Source organism: Alteromonas sp. I10, assembly GCF_003201515.1.
GTDB classification, from domain to species: domain Bacteria; phylum Pseudomonadota; class Gammaproteobacteria; order Enterobacterales; family Alteromonadaceae; genus Alteromonas; species Alteromonas macleodii.
The window spans coordinates 46,772-64,291 of record NZ_QJJN01000001.1 but is presented as its reverse complement, the minus strand read 5'-3'; the positions used below and the strand labels follow the sequence as shown (position 1 = coordinate 64,291).

Below are 17,520 nucleotides of genomic sequence, written 5' to 3'. Positions count from 1 at the left end.
TCATATAGGCCTACACATTGCTATTCGTTAGAAGGAAGCTGGATAATAGCCGCTTCAATTCTGCGATTACGGGCGTTCGCCGCGTCTGATTCTTCATCAACCAGCGGACGACTCTCTCCGTAACCAACCGCAGTAATTCTTCTAGCTTCTATGTTCGCTTTATTCATAAGCAGCGACGCAACCGCCTTAGCTCTGCGTTCAGACAACCGCTGGTTGTAGGCTGCATCCCCATCTAGAGAGGCGTGACCGTGAATAATCACCCCTGAATTTGGGTCATTGTTTAAGGCTTCAATGACATCCTGAAGCGAGTTCTCATATTCAGGCAAAACCTCGGTAGAATTAGACGCAAATTCGATATTGACGTTGAATGAATTGATTATCTTCGCATTATCTAACGTAAAATCTGCAGCACTTGGTTCTGGGGCCATATCAGGCTCTTTGGCTTCACAACCAAAATCATCGACCATGGCACCTGGTGTAGAATCGACGCAGTCGTCCCACAAATCAACAATGCCGTCGCCATCTGTGTCGCGCTTAAGAATATTAAGTTCATCTTCAAAGTTTGTACGAACGGCCGGACAAACGTAGTTAGGGTCGTAGCTTATTCTCTCTTCAGCTTTGTTCAGTACATCAGGCACGCCATCTTTTGTAATTCCTAACGTTTGTGCCAAGCTACCCGAAGCCGCAAGCAGTCTTACGCGCGCCTTTTCTAAGGTGTATTGTGCTTCTAAATATGCGCGACTAGATTCGTAGTACTCGTTTTCGGAATCGAGCAAATCCAATAGAGAACGTTCGCCAATGGTAAACTGATCCATGTATGCAGACTTTACTCTGTCTGAAGACAGGCGGTGGGCATTCAGTGAGGGTAGCTGCTCAGTAATATTGATAATATCGTTATAAGCAATTTGTACCGTTTGTCTCATATCGATACAGGCTTTATCCCGCAAGTCTTTTGCTAAATCTACCTGCGATAAAGCTTGTCGAATCGCTGCGCGGTCCGAACCACCATTATATAAGTTGTAAGAAAAGTTGACGCCAACACTGGCTTCAGTAATGGTGTTATTCAGCGCAGCTTGGTCTCGCGTTTGTGCACCATAACTTGCGGTTAAATTGACTTGCGGATGATAAAGACTTTTTGCACTGTCCACGGCGTAACGCTGGGCATCAATGTTGTAAATAGCGGCATTGAATTGTGGATTGGTGCCATAGGCGTTAGTGAGTAAGGTTTGAATGTCTGTTACACTGGCATCAACATACGCAGAGTTTAACGTTACCGGCTGCAAGTTATTCGCTGGCTTCTCGCCCACCAACCGTAAAAACCGCGCGGTAACATCGTGCAAATTAGACAGCTCGGTAAGCACATTAGACTCAGCCAGAGACAAACGGCCGCTAATTTGTTCCAAATCGGCACGACGACCTACACCAGCTTCTACACTCTCCTCAATTTGTTTAAACACGTCCACATGAGTAATTAAGTTTTCTTCAGCGAGTTTTAAGAGCTCACGAAACATCTTTACATCCATGTAGGCGAGAGCCGTATCCAGAGATTTCTGCTCTACTTCACCCATTAGTTCGAAAAAGCGTACCACTTGCGCTTGTTTAAAACGTTTAACTTCACTGCTTGTTAAGAAACCGTCGTACAGCATCTGAGTTAAGGCGATTTGCGCGGTATGTCCCATGTACTCCCGATCTAGCCCGTAGTTTCTATCGGTATAAGCACTTGATGCCAACACATCGACCTGAGGGCGAAAGCCGCCACGAGCAATATCAACGTCTGACATAGCCACTTGAAGTTGACGCCAGCTGGCTTGCACTTCAGGGTTTTCGTTTACTACCTTGCGAACGTAGTCTTCCAAACTGACTGGAGAGTTACCAACACCACTACTTTGAGCAATGGCCGCATGAGCTAGCACAGCGCCAGTTGCTCCAATAACAACCTTGGAAAGCACTGAATTTATCAACTTCATATATGCATCTCACTATATAAATACTAAGCGACATTTGTGTCGTTTCTTACTTTTAAAAAGTAGACGCTAATAAATTTTCTGCAAACTGCTGCCACACTTTTTAATCTAAAAATGAATAAATTAGGGGGAATTCCCTACAACTTATACCAAAGGATATGAGCCCCCCGTACCACGGTCCGGTAACGAGATAAAAAAGCTCTGCTACGCTTTTTGTATAGCGTGAAAATTTATCGATTGAGAGGGAATTATGGCTGAAGTAATCATTGCAGAAGTAAACGGCGAGGCTTCTTTAGTACGTGGTGAAACAGGTGAACAGGTCAATGTTACTGTCGGTATGACGGTGGCTGAAGGCGACGTATTAAACATATCACCTGATGGATTTGTTACCGTAAGTGTAGATGGAGAACTTCGCACACTTCCAGCCGGACAAAGTGTTACTTTCCCGCTGCAATTAGATTTCACCGAAAACAATTCTGACGATGAATTTGCTGTTTTTGATGAAAGTGTGGATGAGCTAACAGCATTACTTGACGGTGTTGACGGCGTTGATGATAACAACCAAGAAGGTGACGCTGACTTTCTTGATGTGCTTGCAGGTGATGGAGACATTTTAGAATCGTTAGAAGCAACCGCGGCGGGTCTAGATGGCGGTGCTGGTACTGACGGCGGTAGTAATTTTGTGCGCGTTGATCGAATAAATGAAGAAGTCGATCCTGTGGGTTTCCAGTTCGATCAAAGTGCAAATGGCAACGACGATGTTACGCCAGTTGAGTTTTCTGGAACAGGCGAGCAAGCACAAGACATCTCTCTTACCCTAGATGCGATTGGCTTAACAAGCGATACTACGCCAACACTTTCAGGGATTACTTCAGCAATTCCAGGCAGTACAGTCACTCTAACCGTTACCGATAGTGAGGGAAACACTCAGGTTGTTACCGCCATAGTACAAGACGACGGTACGTTCAGTGTAGACGTACCAAATGCACTGGCTGATGGTGAGTTCACGGTAGACGCTACCGTGTTAGAACCTACAGGTAATACTGCAGATAGTTCTACCACCGGTGAAATTGACGCTACCGCCCCAACCATTACTATTAATGCGCCGGGTTCTGATAACGACACCACGCCTACCCTTTCAGGTACCACTGATGCCACTCCTGGCAGCACAGTTACGCTAACCATTACCGACAGTGCAGGCAATACTCAAACCGTAACTGCCATTGTGCAAGCAGACGGCACCTATAGCGTTGATGTACCTGCTGAATTAGCTGAAGGCGAATTTACCGTTAACGCCAGTGTTACTGATGAGGCAGGCAATACAGCAACTGCTGATACCACAGGGGAAATTGATACCACCGCCCCAACCATTACCATCAATGCGCCAGGTTCTGATAACGACACCACACCAACCCTTTCAGGTACCACTGATGCCACACCAGGAAGCACGGTTACATTAACCATTACCGATAGCGCAGGTAACACGCAAACCGTGACCGCCATTGTGCAGGCTGACGGCACGTATAGCGTTGATGTACCTGCAGAATTAGCTGAAGGTGAATTTACTGTTAACGCCAGTGTGACCGATGAGGCTGGCAATACAGCAACCGCTGATACCACAGGGGAAATTGATACCACCGCCCCAACCATTACCATTAATGCGCCGGGTTCAGATAACGACACCACGCCTACCCTGTCAGGTACCACTGATGCCACACCGGGTAGCACAGTTACGTTAACCATTACCGATAGTGCGGGCAATACGCAAACCGTGACAGCTATTGTGCAAGCAGACGGCACGTATAGCGTTGATGTGCCCGCTGAATTGGCCGAAGGTGAATTTACGGTTAACGCCAGCGTGACGGATGAGGCTGGCAATACAGCAACCACAGACACCACGGGTGTAATTGATACTACGGCACCGTCGATCACTATCGACACCATAGCGACAGGTAACGACACTACGCCAACCTTGTCAGGTACCACTGATGCTACACCGGGTAGCACAGTAACATTAACTATCACCGATAGCGCGGGCAACACGCAAACCGTGACTGCTACTGTACAAGCAGACGGCACGTATAGCGTTGATGTGCCCGCTGAATTGGCCGAAGGTGAATTTACGGTTAACGCCAGCGTGACGGATGAGGCTGACAATACAGCAACTACAGACACCACGGGCGTAATTGATACCACTGCACCGTCGATAACTATCGACACCATAGCGACAGGTAACGACACCACGCCGACCCTTTCAGGTACCACTGATGCTACACCGGGTAGTACAGTTACATTAACTATCACCGATAGCGCGGGCGTTACTCAAACTGTAACTGCCACTGTGCAAGCAGACGGCACCTATAGCGTTGATGTACCTGCTGAATTAGCTGAAGGTGAATTTACCGTTAACGCCAGCGTGACCGACGAAGCGGGCAACACAGCAACCACAGATACTGCCGGCGAGATTGATACTACAGCACCTTCGATCACTATCGACACCATAGCGGCTGGTAACGACACCACGCCGACCCTTTCAGGTACTACCGATGCCGGGCCTGGCAGCACAGTTACGTTAACCATTACCGATAGCGCAGGCGTTACTCAAACCGTGACCGCCATTGTGCAGGCTGACGGCACTTACAGCGCTGACGTACCGGCTGAACTAGCTGAAGGCGAATTTACGGTTAACGCCAGCGTGACTGATGAAGCAGGCAATACGGCCAATGCTGACGCTCAGGGTGCTATCGACGTGACGGCGCCAACCATCTCATTAAACGACCCAGGAATAAATGGCGATGCTACACCCACACTTTCGGGGTTAACGGATGCCGTGCCCGGAAGCACGATAACCCTTACCGTTACCGATAGTGCTGGCGTTACTCAAACCTTTACCACCACTGTGCTTGCCGATGGTACCTTTACCGTTGAAGTTCCAAATGCGGTGGCTGAGGGTACATACAGCGTAACTGCCGAGGTGACAGATGGTGCGGGTAACACCGCACAAGCAACAGCAAGTGGCGATTATGATTCTACAAGTCCTTCGACGATCGTAAATCAACCTGCGCCAACGAACGATACTACGCCCAACGTTTCTGGTGAAACCGATGCCCCTCCAGGCAGTGAAGTGGTCATCGTTGTTACAGATAGCGAGGGTAACGAGCAAACAATCGTCACTACAGTGGGCGCTGACGGCACGTTCAACGAAGATGTGCCAGCGGAACTTAGCGAAGGTGAGTACACGGTAGATGTTACTGTGACGACACCAGCAGGTAACAGCTCGACTACTACAGTAACAGGCGAAATTGACACCACGGCGCCAATAATCAGCCTTGATCCTATTGGCTCAACCAATGATGACACGCCAGTGATAAATGGCGACACCGACGCAGAACCGGGTGCGATAGTAACACTAGATATCGTGCATTCAGATGGCACTACGCAAACCATTACTGCAACAGTGCAAGAAGACGGTAACTTCAGCGCTGAAGTGCCACAAGCACTCGCAAATGGCGACTTCACGGTAACCGCTACTGTGTCTGATGTGGCGGGCAATACCGCTTCAACCTCTATCGATGCAGTTATTAATACCCAAGGCCCTAATGTTGTCATTGAAACCGGCTCTCCTACCAACGGTAGTGAAGGCATAGGGGGATCGTCAGACGCCCCTAATTCAGAGGTTGTGGTTGTTATCACCGATAGCGACGGCAACAGCCAGACAATAACGGGGGCAACCGATGAGAATGGCAACTTCAATGTTGCATTCCCTCCTGGCTCTGAAGAGGGCGAATACGAGATTGAAGTGACGGTGACAGACGAAAATGGCAATAGCTCTACCGCCACGGCCACTACTGTACTTGATACCACCCCACCGATTGTGAACATCGACCCGCAAACGGATACTAACGACACAACACCGACTATCTCAGGTAATACAGATTTACCAGCGGGCAGCGAGGTCGTTATTACCGTCACCGATAGTCAGGGTAATACGCAAACTGTTACTGCCATTGTTGATGAAAATGGTAATTTCAGCGCCGATCTCGAAGACGCGCTAGCAGAAGGCAATTATGAGGTTTCTGTCGAAGCAACTGATGTAGCGGGTAATACAACTACCGCTGTCGACAACAGTGGCAACATAGACACTACCGCACCAGCGCTTTCTTTAGACCCGCAAACTGACGGCAGCGACACCACGCCAACAATTTCTGGCTCTACCGATTTACCACCTGGTTCAACAGTAACCATTGTAGTGACCGACAGTGCGGGCAACACGCAGACTATCGATGCCATCGTTGATGAAAACGGTGACTTTAGCGTCGACGTGCAAACGCCGCTTACTGAGGGTGAATATACCGTAGAGGCCAGTGCAACAGACGAGGCAGGCAATACAACGACTGTCACTGAAAATGGCGGCAACATTGATACGCAAGCCCCCACCATTTCACTAGAGCCACTTGGCACAGGTAACGACACGACACCTTCAATTAGCGGTTCTACGAACTTGGAAGCAGGCAGCACGGTTACACTTACCGTTACCGATAGTGCTGGAAACAGTCAAACCTTTACTGCCACAGTAGACGCGAACGGCGAATTTAGCGCAGACGTGCCCGCTGAACTCGCTGACGGCGACTACACTGTTGAAGCAACAGCCACCGATGCTGCGGGAAATAGTGCTTCAACGTCACAAACTGGCACAGTGGACAGCAATGCGCCAAGCTTAACCCTTGACCCACTGGGTGATGACAACGACACCACGCCTACTATCTCAGGTACTACCGATTTACCCGCTGGCAGCACTGTTACACTGTCTGTTACCGATGCGCTTGGCAATACGCAAACATTTACGGCAACGGTAGATGGTTCTGGTAATTTCAGTGCCGATGTGCCCAACCCATTAGCTGAAGGTGAATATAGCGTAACGGCTACAGCGACCGACGCCAACGGCAATACTGCAACGGCAACCGAAACTGGCGGTAATATCGATATTACATCGCCGCTGGTTAACTTGGATGCTCAAGGCAGTACTAATGATACTACGCCAACCATCTCAGGTAACACAGACCAGGCACCGGGTAGCAGTGTATCAATCACTGTTACAGACAGTGCAGGAAATACGCAAACCTTTGACGCTCTTGTCCAAAATGACGGCACTTTCTCTGTTGACGTGCCGGCAGAGCTTGCCGACGGCAACTTTACCGTTACCGCCACTGTCACTGACGATGCGGGTAATCAAGACTCTGCATCGACACAGGGCAATATTGATACCGCAGCACCAACGCTTTCGCTCGACCCTCAAGACATTGGCAACGACACCACGCCACTTATTAGTGGCACAACAGATTTACCACAAGGTAGCACGGTAACACTGGTGGTCACCGATAGCTTAGGTAACCAGCAAACTATTGAAGCCGTTGTTGATGAAAACGGAGGCTTTAGCGCTGAAGTACCTAGCGCATTAGCAGAAGGTAACTACTCCGTTACAGCAACCGCTGTCGATGAAAATGGTAATACCGCTAGTGTGACAGAAAACGGCGGCATTGTAGATACAACCGCACCATCGCTATCTTTAAATTCAGTGGGGTCTGGCAACGATCCCACACCAACTTTATCGGGCAGCACTGATCTGCCGGAAGGGAGTGTTGTCTCGCTAACGGTCGTAGATAGCGCAGGTAACATTCAAACTATCAACACCTTAGTCGATGCTAACGGTAATTTCTCTGTCGAAGTACCCCAAGAACTGGCTGATGGAGACTTTACTGTTACTGCCACGGCAGAAGACGAGGCAGGCAATGAAGTTACAGACAACGCAACGGGTAACATTAATACTAGTGCTCCTACGTTAGTGCTAGATGGACAAGGCGAAACGAATGACAGTACGCCCGCTATTTCAGGCACTACCAACTTGCCTGAAGGAAGCACGGTTACTTTAACCGTGACGGATAGCACAGGTAACACGCAAACGATTACCGCGACTGTAGGCACAGGCGGAACATTTAGTGCAGATGTTACCACTCCACTCGCTGATGGCGCTTACACCGTAACCGCCAGCGCAACTGACGGCGATGGCAATACGACAACAGTAACCGACAATAGCGGCGTTGTAGATACCACCGCGCCTACGCTTACCCTAGAAAACCCTGGCAGCACGGGTGACACCACACCTACGCTTTCAGGCACCACTGACCTTCCTGAAGGAAGCACGGTTACGCTTGTCGTTACAGATAGCGCTGGAAACACGCAAACAATCAATGCCTTGGTCGATGCAAATGGTAACTTTAGCGTAGATGTGCCAAACGCACTAGCTGACGGCGACTTTACTGTTACTGCCACTGCAACCGACAGTGCAGGCAATACCGCGAATGCCAATACAACAGGTAATGTAGATAGCGAAGCGCCACTGTTAACCCTTGATACACAAGGCGCTACCAGCGATGTTACCCCAACTATCACAGGTACTACCGACGTGGCACCTGGCACACTGGTTACCATTACTGTGGTAGATGCCAATGGTAACTCTCAAAGTTTCCAAGCAGCCGTGCAAGCAGACGGCACATTCAGTGCCGATGTGCCTAGCGCCCTAGCTGAAGGCGACTTTACCGTTACGGCAACAGTAAGCGATGCACAAGGCAACACCGCGACGGCAAACGAAACAAATGGAAGTGTTGATACACAAGCGCCTATTGTTACCGTTAACCCGTTAGATTCAGGTAATGACACTACGCCGGTTATTTCAGGTAATACAGATTTACCTGAAGGCGCTGTTGTTGTGATCACCGTAACTGACAGCAATGGCGACACGCAAACCATTAACGCATTGGTTGATGCTGACGGCAACTTTGCAACAGAGGTATTGTCTCCACTGCCTGAAGGAGATTACAGCGTCGAAGTTACTGCAACAGATGATGCAGGTAATTCAACAACCGCAACTGAGGACGGTGGCAATATTGACACCACCGCCCCTGTACTTACGCTAAATCCGCAGGGCACAGGCAACGATGAAACGCCTAACATATCGGGCAGCACTGATTTAGCACCGGGAAGCACGGTAACGTTAACCGTCACAGATAGCGCAGGCAATACACAAACCTTTGACGCCATTGTGGACGCAAACGGTGACTTCAGCGCGGATGTTCCAAACGCTATACCTGATGGTAGCTACACGGTAACAGCAAGTGCCTCAGACGATGCAGGTAATACAACCACCACTTCTGATACCGGTACGTTAGATACCAGTGCCCCCGCGCTGACACTAGATGCGCAAGTTACGGTTAGCGATACTTCACCAACCATTTCGGGTACGACTGACCTACCCGCGGGTTCAACAGTGACGCTTTTTGTCACTGACAGTACAGGCAACACCCAAACCTTTACTGCACTTGTTGATGCGAGCGGTAACTTTAGTGCTGATGTCCCCGCGCCTCTTGCCGAAGGTGATTACTCAGTAACCGCTACCGCTACTGACAGCAACGGAAATAGTGCCTCTGTCACCGACAATAACGGGATCGTCGATACCGTCGCCCCCGTTATTTCACTAGATGCGCTGGGTTCAAATAACGATACTACACCTACCATTTCAGGCACTACGGACTTAGCAGCAGGTGAGAGTGTAACGCTGTCGATCACCGATAACGCTGGCAATACACAAACTGTGACCGCAACGGTTGACGCAAACGGCAACTTTTCTGTGGATGTACCAGCTGCACTGGCCGAAGGTGACTTTACGGTTACTGCAACGGCCACCGACGATGCTGGCAACAGTGCGTCAGCCAATGCAACAGGCACCATAGACACCACCGCGCCTACCCTAACCTTAGATCCTCAAGGATTAGGCAACGACACAACCCCAACCATTTCGGGAAGTACAGACCTAGCCGAAGGTAGCGTGGTTTCCTTGGTTATTACAGACAGTACTGGCAACATTCAAACGGTTACAGCAACAGTTGATGCTGCAGGAAACTTTACGGTTGATGTGCCCAGTGCCCTTGCTGAAGGCTCTTACAGTGTTGAAGCTACTGCCACTGATGAAGCAGGCAACAGCACGTCGGTTCTTGATAATTCAGGCGTTATCGACATCACGCCACCTGAGCTAAATCTTGACGAATTAACGCCAGAGAATAACGCTACGCCAACCATTTCTGGCACCACAAACCTTCCAGCTGGCGCCATTGTCACACTAACGGTGGTCGACAGTGCGGGTAACACGCAAACCTTTGCCGCAACGGTACAAACCGACGGCAGTTTTGCCGCCAACGTACCTTCACCACTAGCTGAAGGTGACTATACGGTTACCGCAACGGCTCAAGACGCTGCAGGTAACCAAGGTTTTGATTCTGAAACGGGTGGCAGCGTAGATACCACAGCGCCTGTTATCACTTTGGATCCGCTTGGTACAGGTAACGATAACACGCCTACTATTAGCGGAAGTACCGACCTGGCCGCGGGAAGCACAGTAACCATTACAGTAACTGACAGTGTTGGCACTGTGCAGACGTTTACTGCAACTGTAGATGGTAACGGCGACTTCAGTGCAGATGTGCCCAATCCTATGGCTGACGGAAACTTCGACGTTACTGCAACGGCGACTGATGCTGCAGGCAATACTGCTACAGATACAGTGAGCGGCGACATAAATTCTGCCGCGCCTACCCTATCCCTCGACCCTCTTGGGTCGGGCAACGACACGACGCCGACTATTTCAGGTAACACCGACTTAGCGCCAGGTAGCACTGTAACGCTAACTGTGACTGACAGTGCTGGAAACACACAGACTTTCAGTGCCATAGTGCAAGGTGATGGAAGCTTTACGGCTGATGTTCCTGCAAGCTTACCTGAAGGTGACTATTCTGTTACTGCGACCGCCACAGACGGCGCTGGCAACAGTGCATCGGTAACCGAAAATGGCGGTAACATCGATACCACAGCCCCATCGATAACCATCGATTCACAAGGGCTTGGCAATGATGCAACGCCGTCTATCTCTGGCACCACAGACCTCAATGCTGGCGACACAGTTAGCATAAGCGTGACAGACAACGCTGGAAATACCCAAACATTCACAGCAACCGTTCAAAACGATGGCACTTACAGTGCTGATGTTCCTGCCGATTTAGCCGAGGGCAGTTTCAGCGTGACAGTCACTGCGACTGACGATGCGGGTAATTCAGCAACGGCAATAGATAATAACGGCGTCATAGATACAGCAGCCCCCACCGTAGCGTTAGATGCACAAGGCCTAACTAACGATGCCACACCGACTATATCGGGAACCACCGACTTGGCTGCGGGCAACACTGTAAGCATTAGCGTGACTGACAGCCAGGGCAATACGCAAACTTTCACTGCTACCGTTCAAGGGAACGGTAGCTTTAGCGCTGATGTGCCGGTTGACCTTGCTGAAGGCGATTACACCGTAGAAGTGACGGCGACTGATGATGCAGGTAATCAAAACACAGCGGTTGATAACAACGGTACAGTTGACACCACCCCACCTGTTATCAACTTAGATCCAGTGGCCAGCGGCAATGACGCAACGCCAATTTTAAGCGGTACTACCGACTTGCCAGAGGGAGCAACAATTACACTGGTTGTCACCGATGCAGGCGGTAATGTACAGAACCTTACCGCCACGGTAAACGCGGATGGCACTTTCTCAGTTGAAGTACCCAGCGCGCTTGTTGATGGCGATTACGATGTAACAGCCAGTGCAAGCGATGCTGCGGGCAATAGCACGACAGTGTCAGATAGCGGCAATATTAATGCAAGCGCCCCGGACATTACCCTAGATGCCCTTGGCCAGACAAACGACGCTACGCCTCTTATTTCAGGTACAACTAACGCGCCAGCTGGTGCTACCGTCACTTTAACAGTGACAGATAGTGCTGGAGCAGTTCAAACCTTTACTGCAACAGTACAAGGAGATGGCACCTTCAGCGCAAGCGTACCGTCAGATTTGGCCGAAGGTAGCTACACAGTTGTCGCAGAGGTGACTGACGGAGCCGGAAATACAGGCTCTGACTCTGAAACTGGCGGTGTAGTAGATACCACATCACCGGCTATTGATGTGGCAGATCCGGGTGTAGGCAATGATGCAACACCAACCATTAGCGGAACGACAGACCAGCCAGCCGGAAGCACGGTTTCAATTACCGTCACCGATAACGCTGGCAATATACAAACCTTATCAGCAACCGTACAAAGCGACGGCTCTTTTAGCGTAGACGTACCCACCACTTTGGCTGAGGGTAGCTACACAGTTCAGGCAACGGTCGTTGATGAAGCTGGCAATACAGCGTCCGACGCTGAAACCGGCCTAATCGACACAATTTCACCTGTTATTACGCTGGACGAGCCAGGTACAGTTAGCGACTCAACCCCAACCATAAGCGGTACTGTAGATTTACCGCAAGGTTCTACAGTGCAAATAACGGTTGTTGATAGTGCGGGTAATACACAGGTGTTCTCTGCATTGGTTGGCGCGGGCGGCGTATTCTCTGCCGATGTACCAGCGGCGATGGCTGAAGGAAACTTCACTGTTTCAGCAACCGCCACCGATGAAGCAAACAACAGTACAACCGATAACGAAGCAGGCGTAGTTGATACTCTAGTACCTACACTTACTATAGATGTTGCCGATACCACTAACGACGCGACGCCACTCATTACCGGTACAACCGATGAACCTGCGGGCGCTGTGGTCACTATTTTGGTAACGGATAGCGCTGGTGCGACCCAGACCTTAAGCGCAGTGGTACAGGCCGATGGTTCTTTCTCTATCTCCCCAGGTACGGATTTAGCTGAAGGCGACTTCACGGTAAGCGCTACCATCAGTGATGAGGCAGGTAATACAGCAACAGCCAGTGATGCTGGAAGTATAGATACTACAGCACCATCACTAACCTTAACGCCACTTGAGGAAGGCAATGACACAACGCCTACCCTATCTGGTAGCACAAACCTTGCGCAGGGTAGTGAAGTTACGCTTGTGGTAACTGACAGCGCCGGAAATGTTCAAACCCTCACAGCTACGGTTGATGTAAATGGAAACTTTACAGTGGATGTGCCTGCGCCTTTGGCAGAAGGTGCATACAGTGTTGAAGCCACGGCAAGTGATGAAGCGGGTAATAGCACTACCGTCGTAGACAATACAGGCGTTATTGATACGACAGCCCCTACTCTATCGTTAGATACACTAGCCCCAGACAGTGACACAACGCCTACAATATCAGGGAATACTGACCTGCCTGCAGGTGCTACGGTAACGATTACTGTGACGGATAATGCAGGTGTAAGCCAAACCTTCGATGCAACCGTTCAGGGAGACGGCAGTTTCTCGGTCGATGTGCCAAGCCCTATGGCTGAAGGAGGGTATACCGTTACCGCCGTTGCCCAAGACCCTGCAGGTAATGAGACAACTGCCACTGAAACAAACGGTAGCGTAGACACTACCGCGCCGACGATCAATTTAGATGCACAAGGCACAGGTAACGATACCACGCCAACGATCACGGGTAGCACCGATTTAAGCCCAGGTAGTTCAGTGACCATAACCGTCACCGACAGCGCGGGAGCTGAACAGACATTTACGGCTATTGTCGATAGCCTTGGTAATTTCAGCGCCGACGTGCCCAATGCAATGGCAGACGGAAACTTCAATGTTACTGCTACCGCCACTGATGCTGCTGGAAATTCAGCGTCTGATACTACCAGCGGAAATATCAATACAGCCGTGCCAAACCTAACCTTGGACGCGCTTGGTACAGGAAACGACACCACACCGACCATTTCCGGTACTACAGATATTGCGCCAGGCAGCACCGTATCCATCAGCGTTACCGATAGTGCAGGAAACACCCAAACATTTGGCGCCATTGTTCAAGCTAATGGCACCTTCTCTGTAGATGTGCCAGCGGCCTTATCTGAAGGTAATTATTCGGTCACCGCAAGTGCAACAGATGGCGCGGGTAATACGGCAACCGCAAACGAAAATGGCGGTGTTATCGATACTACTGCGCCAGCTGCGCCTACTGTTGATGCAGGCAACGGTACCGAAATTACCGGCACAGCCGAAGCAGGCGCTGTCGTAAACGTAGACGTTGACGGTGATGGCACACCTGATTTCACAGTGATTGCTGATGGCGATGGTAACTGGTCAGTAACACCCACAACACCGCTAGCGGATGGCGTGGTTGTCACTGCAACAGCAACCGATGAAGCTGGCAATACGAGTAGCCCGGCTTCTGATACCGTAGACGCTGTTGCGCCAATCGTTGCCTTTGACGACCTAACGACTAATGACACCACGCCTGCACTTACCGGTTCGGTAGACGATCCAACCGCCATCGTGGTCATTACCATTAACGATACAGACTATACCGCTATAAACAATGGTGATGGCAGTTGGACACTGGCTGACGATATCGTTGCCGCGCTGGCTGAAGGTAGCTATACCGCTACGGTTACTGCTACTGATGCCGACGGTAACACTGGAACTAACTCTGGGACTGTGGTGATTGATATCACTGCTCCAGCAGCGCCTACCGTCGATGCAGGCAACGGCACTGAAATTACGGGTACTGCCGAAGCAGGCGCAACCGTAAATGTGGACGTGGATGGCGACGGCACGCCAGACTTCACCGTCATCGCTGATGGCGATGGAAATTGGTCAGTAACCCCCACTACACCACTGGCCGATGGCGTGGTCGTTACGGCAACAGCGGTTGATGAAGCTGGCAATGTCAGTGCACCAGCGTCAGATACAGTAGATGCTGTTGCGCCAGTCGTTGCAATCAATGACTTAACCACTAATGACGCTACACCAGAGCTAACCGGTACAGTTGACGATCCAAGCGCTATCGTAGTAGTGACCATTGATGGCGTGGACTACACCGCAACTAACAATGGCGATGGAAGTTGGACCCTGGCTGACGATGCAGTGGCTACACTTGCAGATGGTAGCTATACCGCTACCGTTACTGCCACGGATGCCGATGGCAATGTGGGTTCAAATTCAGGAACCGTAGTGATTGATACTACACCACCTGCCATACCTACTGTGGATGCGGGCAACGGCACTGAAATTACCGGTACCGCTGAAGCAGGCGCAACCGTAAATGTAGACGTGGATGGCGACGGCACGCCCGATTTCACCGTCATCGCTGATGGCGACGGTAATTGGAGCATTACGCCTGATACACCGCTTGCCGATGGCGTAATTGTGACCGTAACGGCAACTGACGCAGCGGGTAACATTAGCAACCCAGCCTCAGACACGGTTGACGCGGCTGCGCCAGTGGTTGCCTTTAACGATTTAACAACGAACGATACAACGCCGGCACTTACTGGTTCGGTTGACGACCCAACAGCCACGGTGGTTGTTACCATCAACGGTGCCGACTATACCGCCACCAATAACGGTGATGGCACCTGGACACTGGCTGACGATGCGGTAGCGGCACTTGCTGAAGGTAGCTATACCGCAACGGTTACTGCAACCGACCCAGAAGGTAATGTGGGTACGAATACTGGTACAGTGGTTATTGATACCACAGCACCAACTGCGCCTACCGTTGAAGCGGGCAACGGCACTGAAATTACCGGCACAGCCGAAGCGGGCGCTACGGTAAATGTGGATGTAGACGGAGACGGCACGCCAGATTTCACCGTCATCGCTGATGGTGACGGCAATTGGAGCGTAACGCCAGATACACCATTAGCAGATGGAGTTGTAGTAACGGCAACGGCTACCGATGAAGCGGGTAACACCAGTGGGCCTGCATCTGACACGGTAGATGCCGTGGCACCTGTCGTAACCATCAATGATGTAACGACCAACGACACTACGCCTGCGCTAACGGGTACGGTTGATGACCCAACGGCTACTGTAGTAGTCACCATTGACGGCAACGACTACACCGCTACCAATAACGGTGACGGTACGTGGACGCTGGCCGATGACGTAGTCTCTACACTCGCTGAAGGTAGTTACCCAACATCTGTTACTGCAACTGACGATGCGGGTAATACCGATACCGACACTGGTACTGTAGTAATTGATACCACCGCGCCTACCGTTGCAATAAACGATCTTACTACCAACGACACCACGCCTGAGCTTACCGGTACGGTGAACGATCCGAATGCAGTTGTGGTGGTAACCATTGACGGCAATGATTACAGCGCTACCAACAATGGTGATGGCACCTGGACACTGGCTGACAACGCAGTTGCTGTGCTAGCAGAAGGCAGTTACCCAACATCTGTTACTGCAACAGACGCCGCGGGCAACACTGTCACCAATACAGGTACAGTGGTAATTGATACTACCGCACCCACCGTTGCAATAAACGATCTGACCACCAACGACACAACGCCTGAGCTTACCGGTACGGTGAACGACCCGAATGCGGTTGTGGTGGTGACCATTGACGGTAATGATTACACCGCTACCAACAATGGTGATGGCACCTGGACACTGGCTGATGACGTAGTCGCCACGCTAGCAGAAGGCAGTTACCCAACATCTGTTACTGCAACGGACGCCGCGGGTAATACTGTCACCAACACAGGTACAGTGATAATTGATACAACCGCACCTACCGTTGCAATAAACGATCTAACCACCAACGACACCACGCCTGAGCTAACTGGTACGGTGAACGACACCAATGCGGTTGTGGTGGTGACCATTGACGGCAACGATTACACCGCTACCAACAATGGTGACGGCACTTGGACGTTAGCTGATAACGTAGTGGCTACGCTAGCAGAAGGCAGCTACCCAACATCGGTAAGCGCAACAGACGCCGCGGGCAACACTGTCACCAATACAGGAACAGTGGTAATTGATACTACCGCACCTACCGTTGCAATAAACGATCTGACCACCAACGACACAACGCCTGAGCTTACCGGTACGGTGAACGACCCGAATGCGGTTGTGGTGGTGACCATTGACGGTAATGATTACACCGCTACCAACAATGGTGATGGCACCTGGACATTGGCTGACAATGCAGTTGCTGCGCTAGCAGAAGGCAGTTACCCAACATCTGTTACTGCAACGGACGCCGCGGGTAATACTGTCACCAACACAGGTACAGTGATAATTGATACAACCGCACCTACCGTTACAATAAACGATCTAACCACCAACGACACCACGCCTGAGCTAACTGGTACGGTGAACGACCCCAATGCGGTTGTGGTGGTGACCATTGACGGCAACGACTATACCGCTACCAATAACGGTGACGGCACATGGACACTGGCTGATAACGCAGTTGCTACGCTAGCAGAAGGCAGCTACCCAACATCGGTAAGCGCAACAGACGCCGCGGGTAATACTGTTACCAATACAGGTACGGTAATAATTGATGTCACCGCGCCTACGGTTGCGATTAACGATCTAACCACCAACGACACCACGCCAGAGCTTACCGGTACGGTGAACGACCCGAATGCAGTTGTGGTGGTAACCATTGACGGCAATGATTACACCGCTACCAACAATGGTGATGGCACCTGGACACTGGCTGACAACGCAGTTGCTGTGCTAGCA

At 50.7% G+C, this 17,520-nt stretch carries 2 protein-coding genes; one reads left to right on the top strand and one right to left on the bottom strand.

All coding sequences use genetic code 11. The features are described from left to right. Nucleotides 1-20: 20 nt before the first annotated feature. A complete protein-coding gene (locus BZA03_RS00180; RefSeq protein WP_075176121.1) occupies nucleotides 21-1,967 on the bottom strand; it encodes a TolC family outer membrane protein in 1,947 nt (648 codons plus the stop codon). A 247-nt stretch (nucleotides 1,968-2,214) separates the two neighbouring features. On the opposite strand from BZA03_RS00180, the gene BZA03_RS00175 reads away from it, so the two are divergent. Further along, nucleotides 2,215-17,520 (top strand): Ig-like domain-containing protein (locus BZA03_RS00175; RefSeq protein ID WP_110287669.1); only part of this gene is annotated, 15,306 nt, incomplete at its 3' end.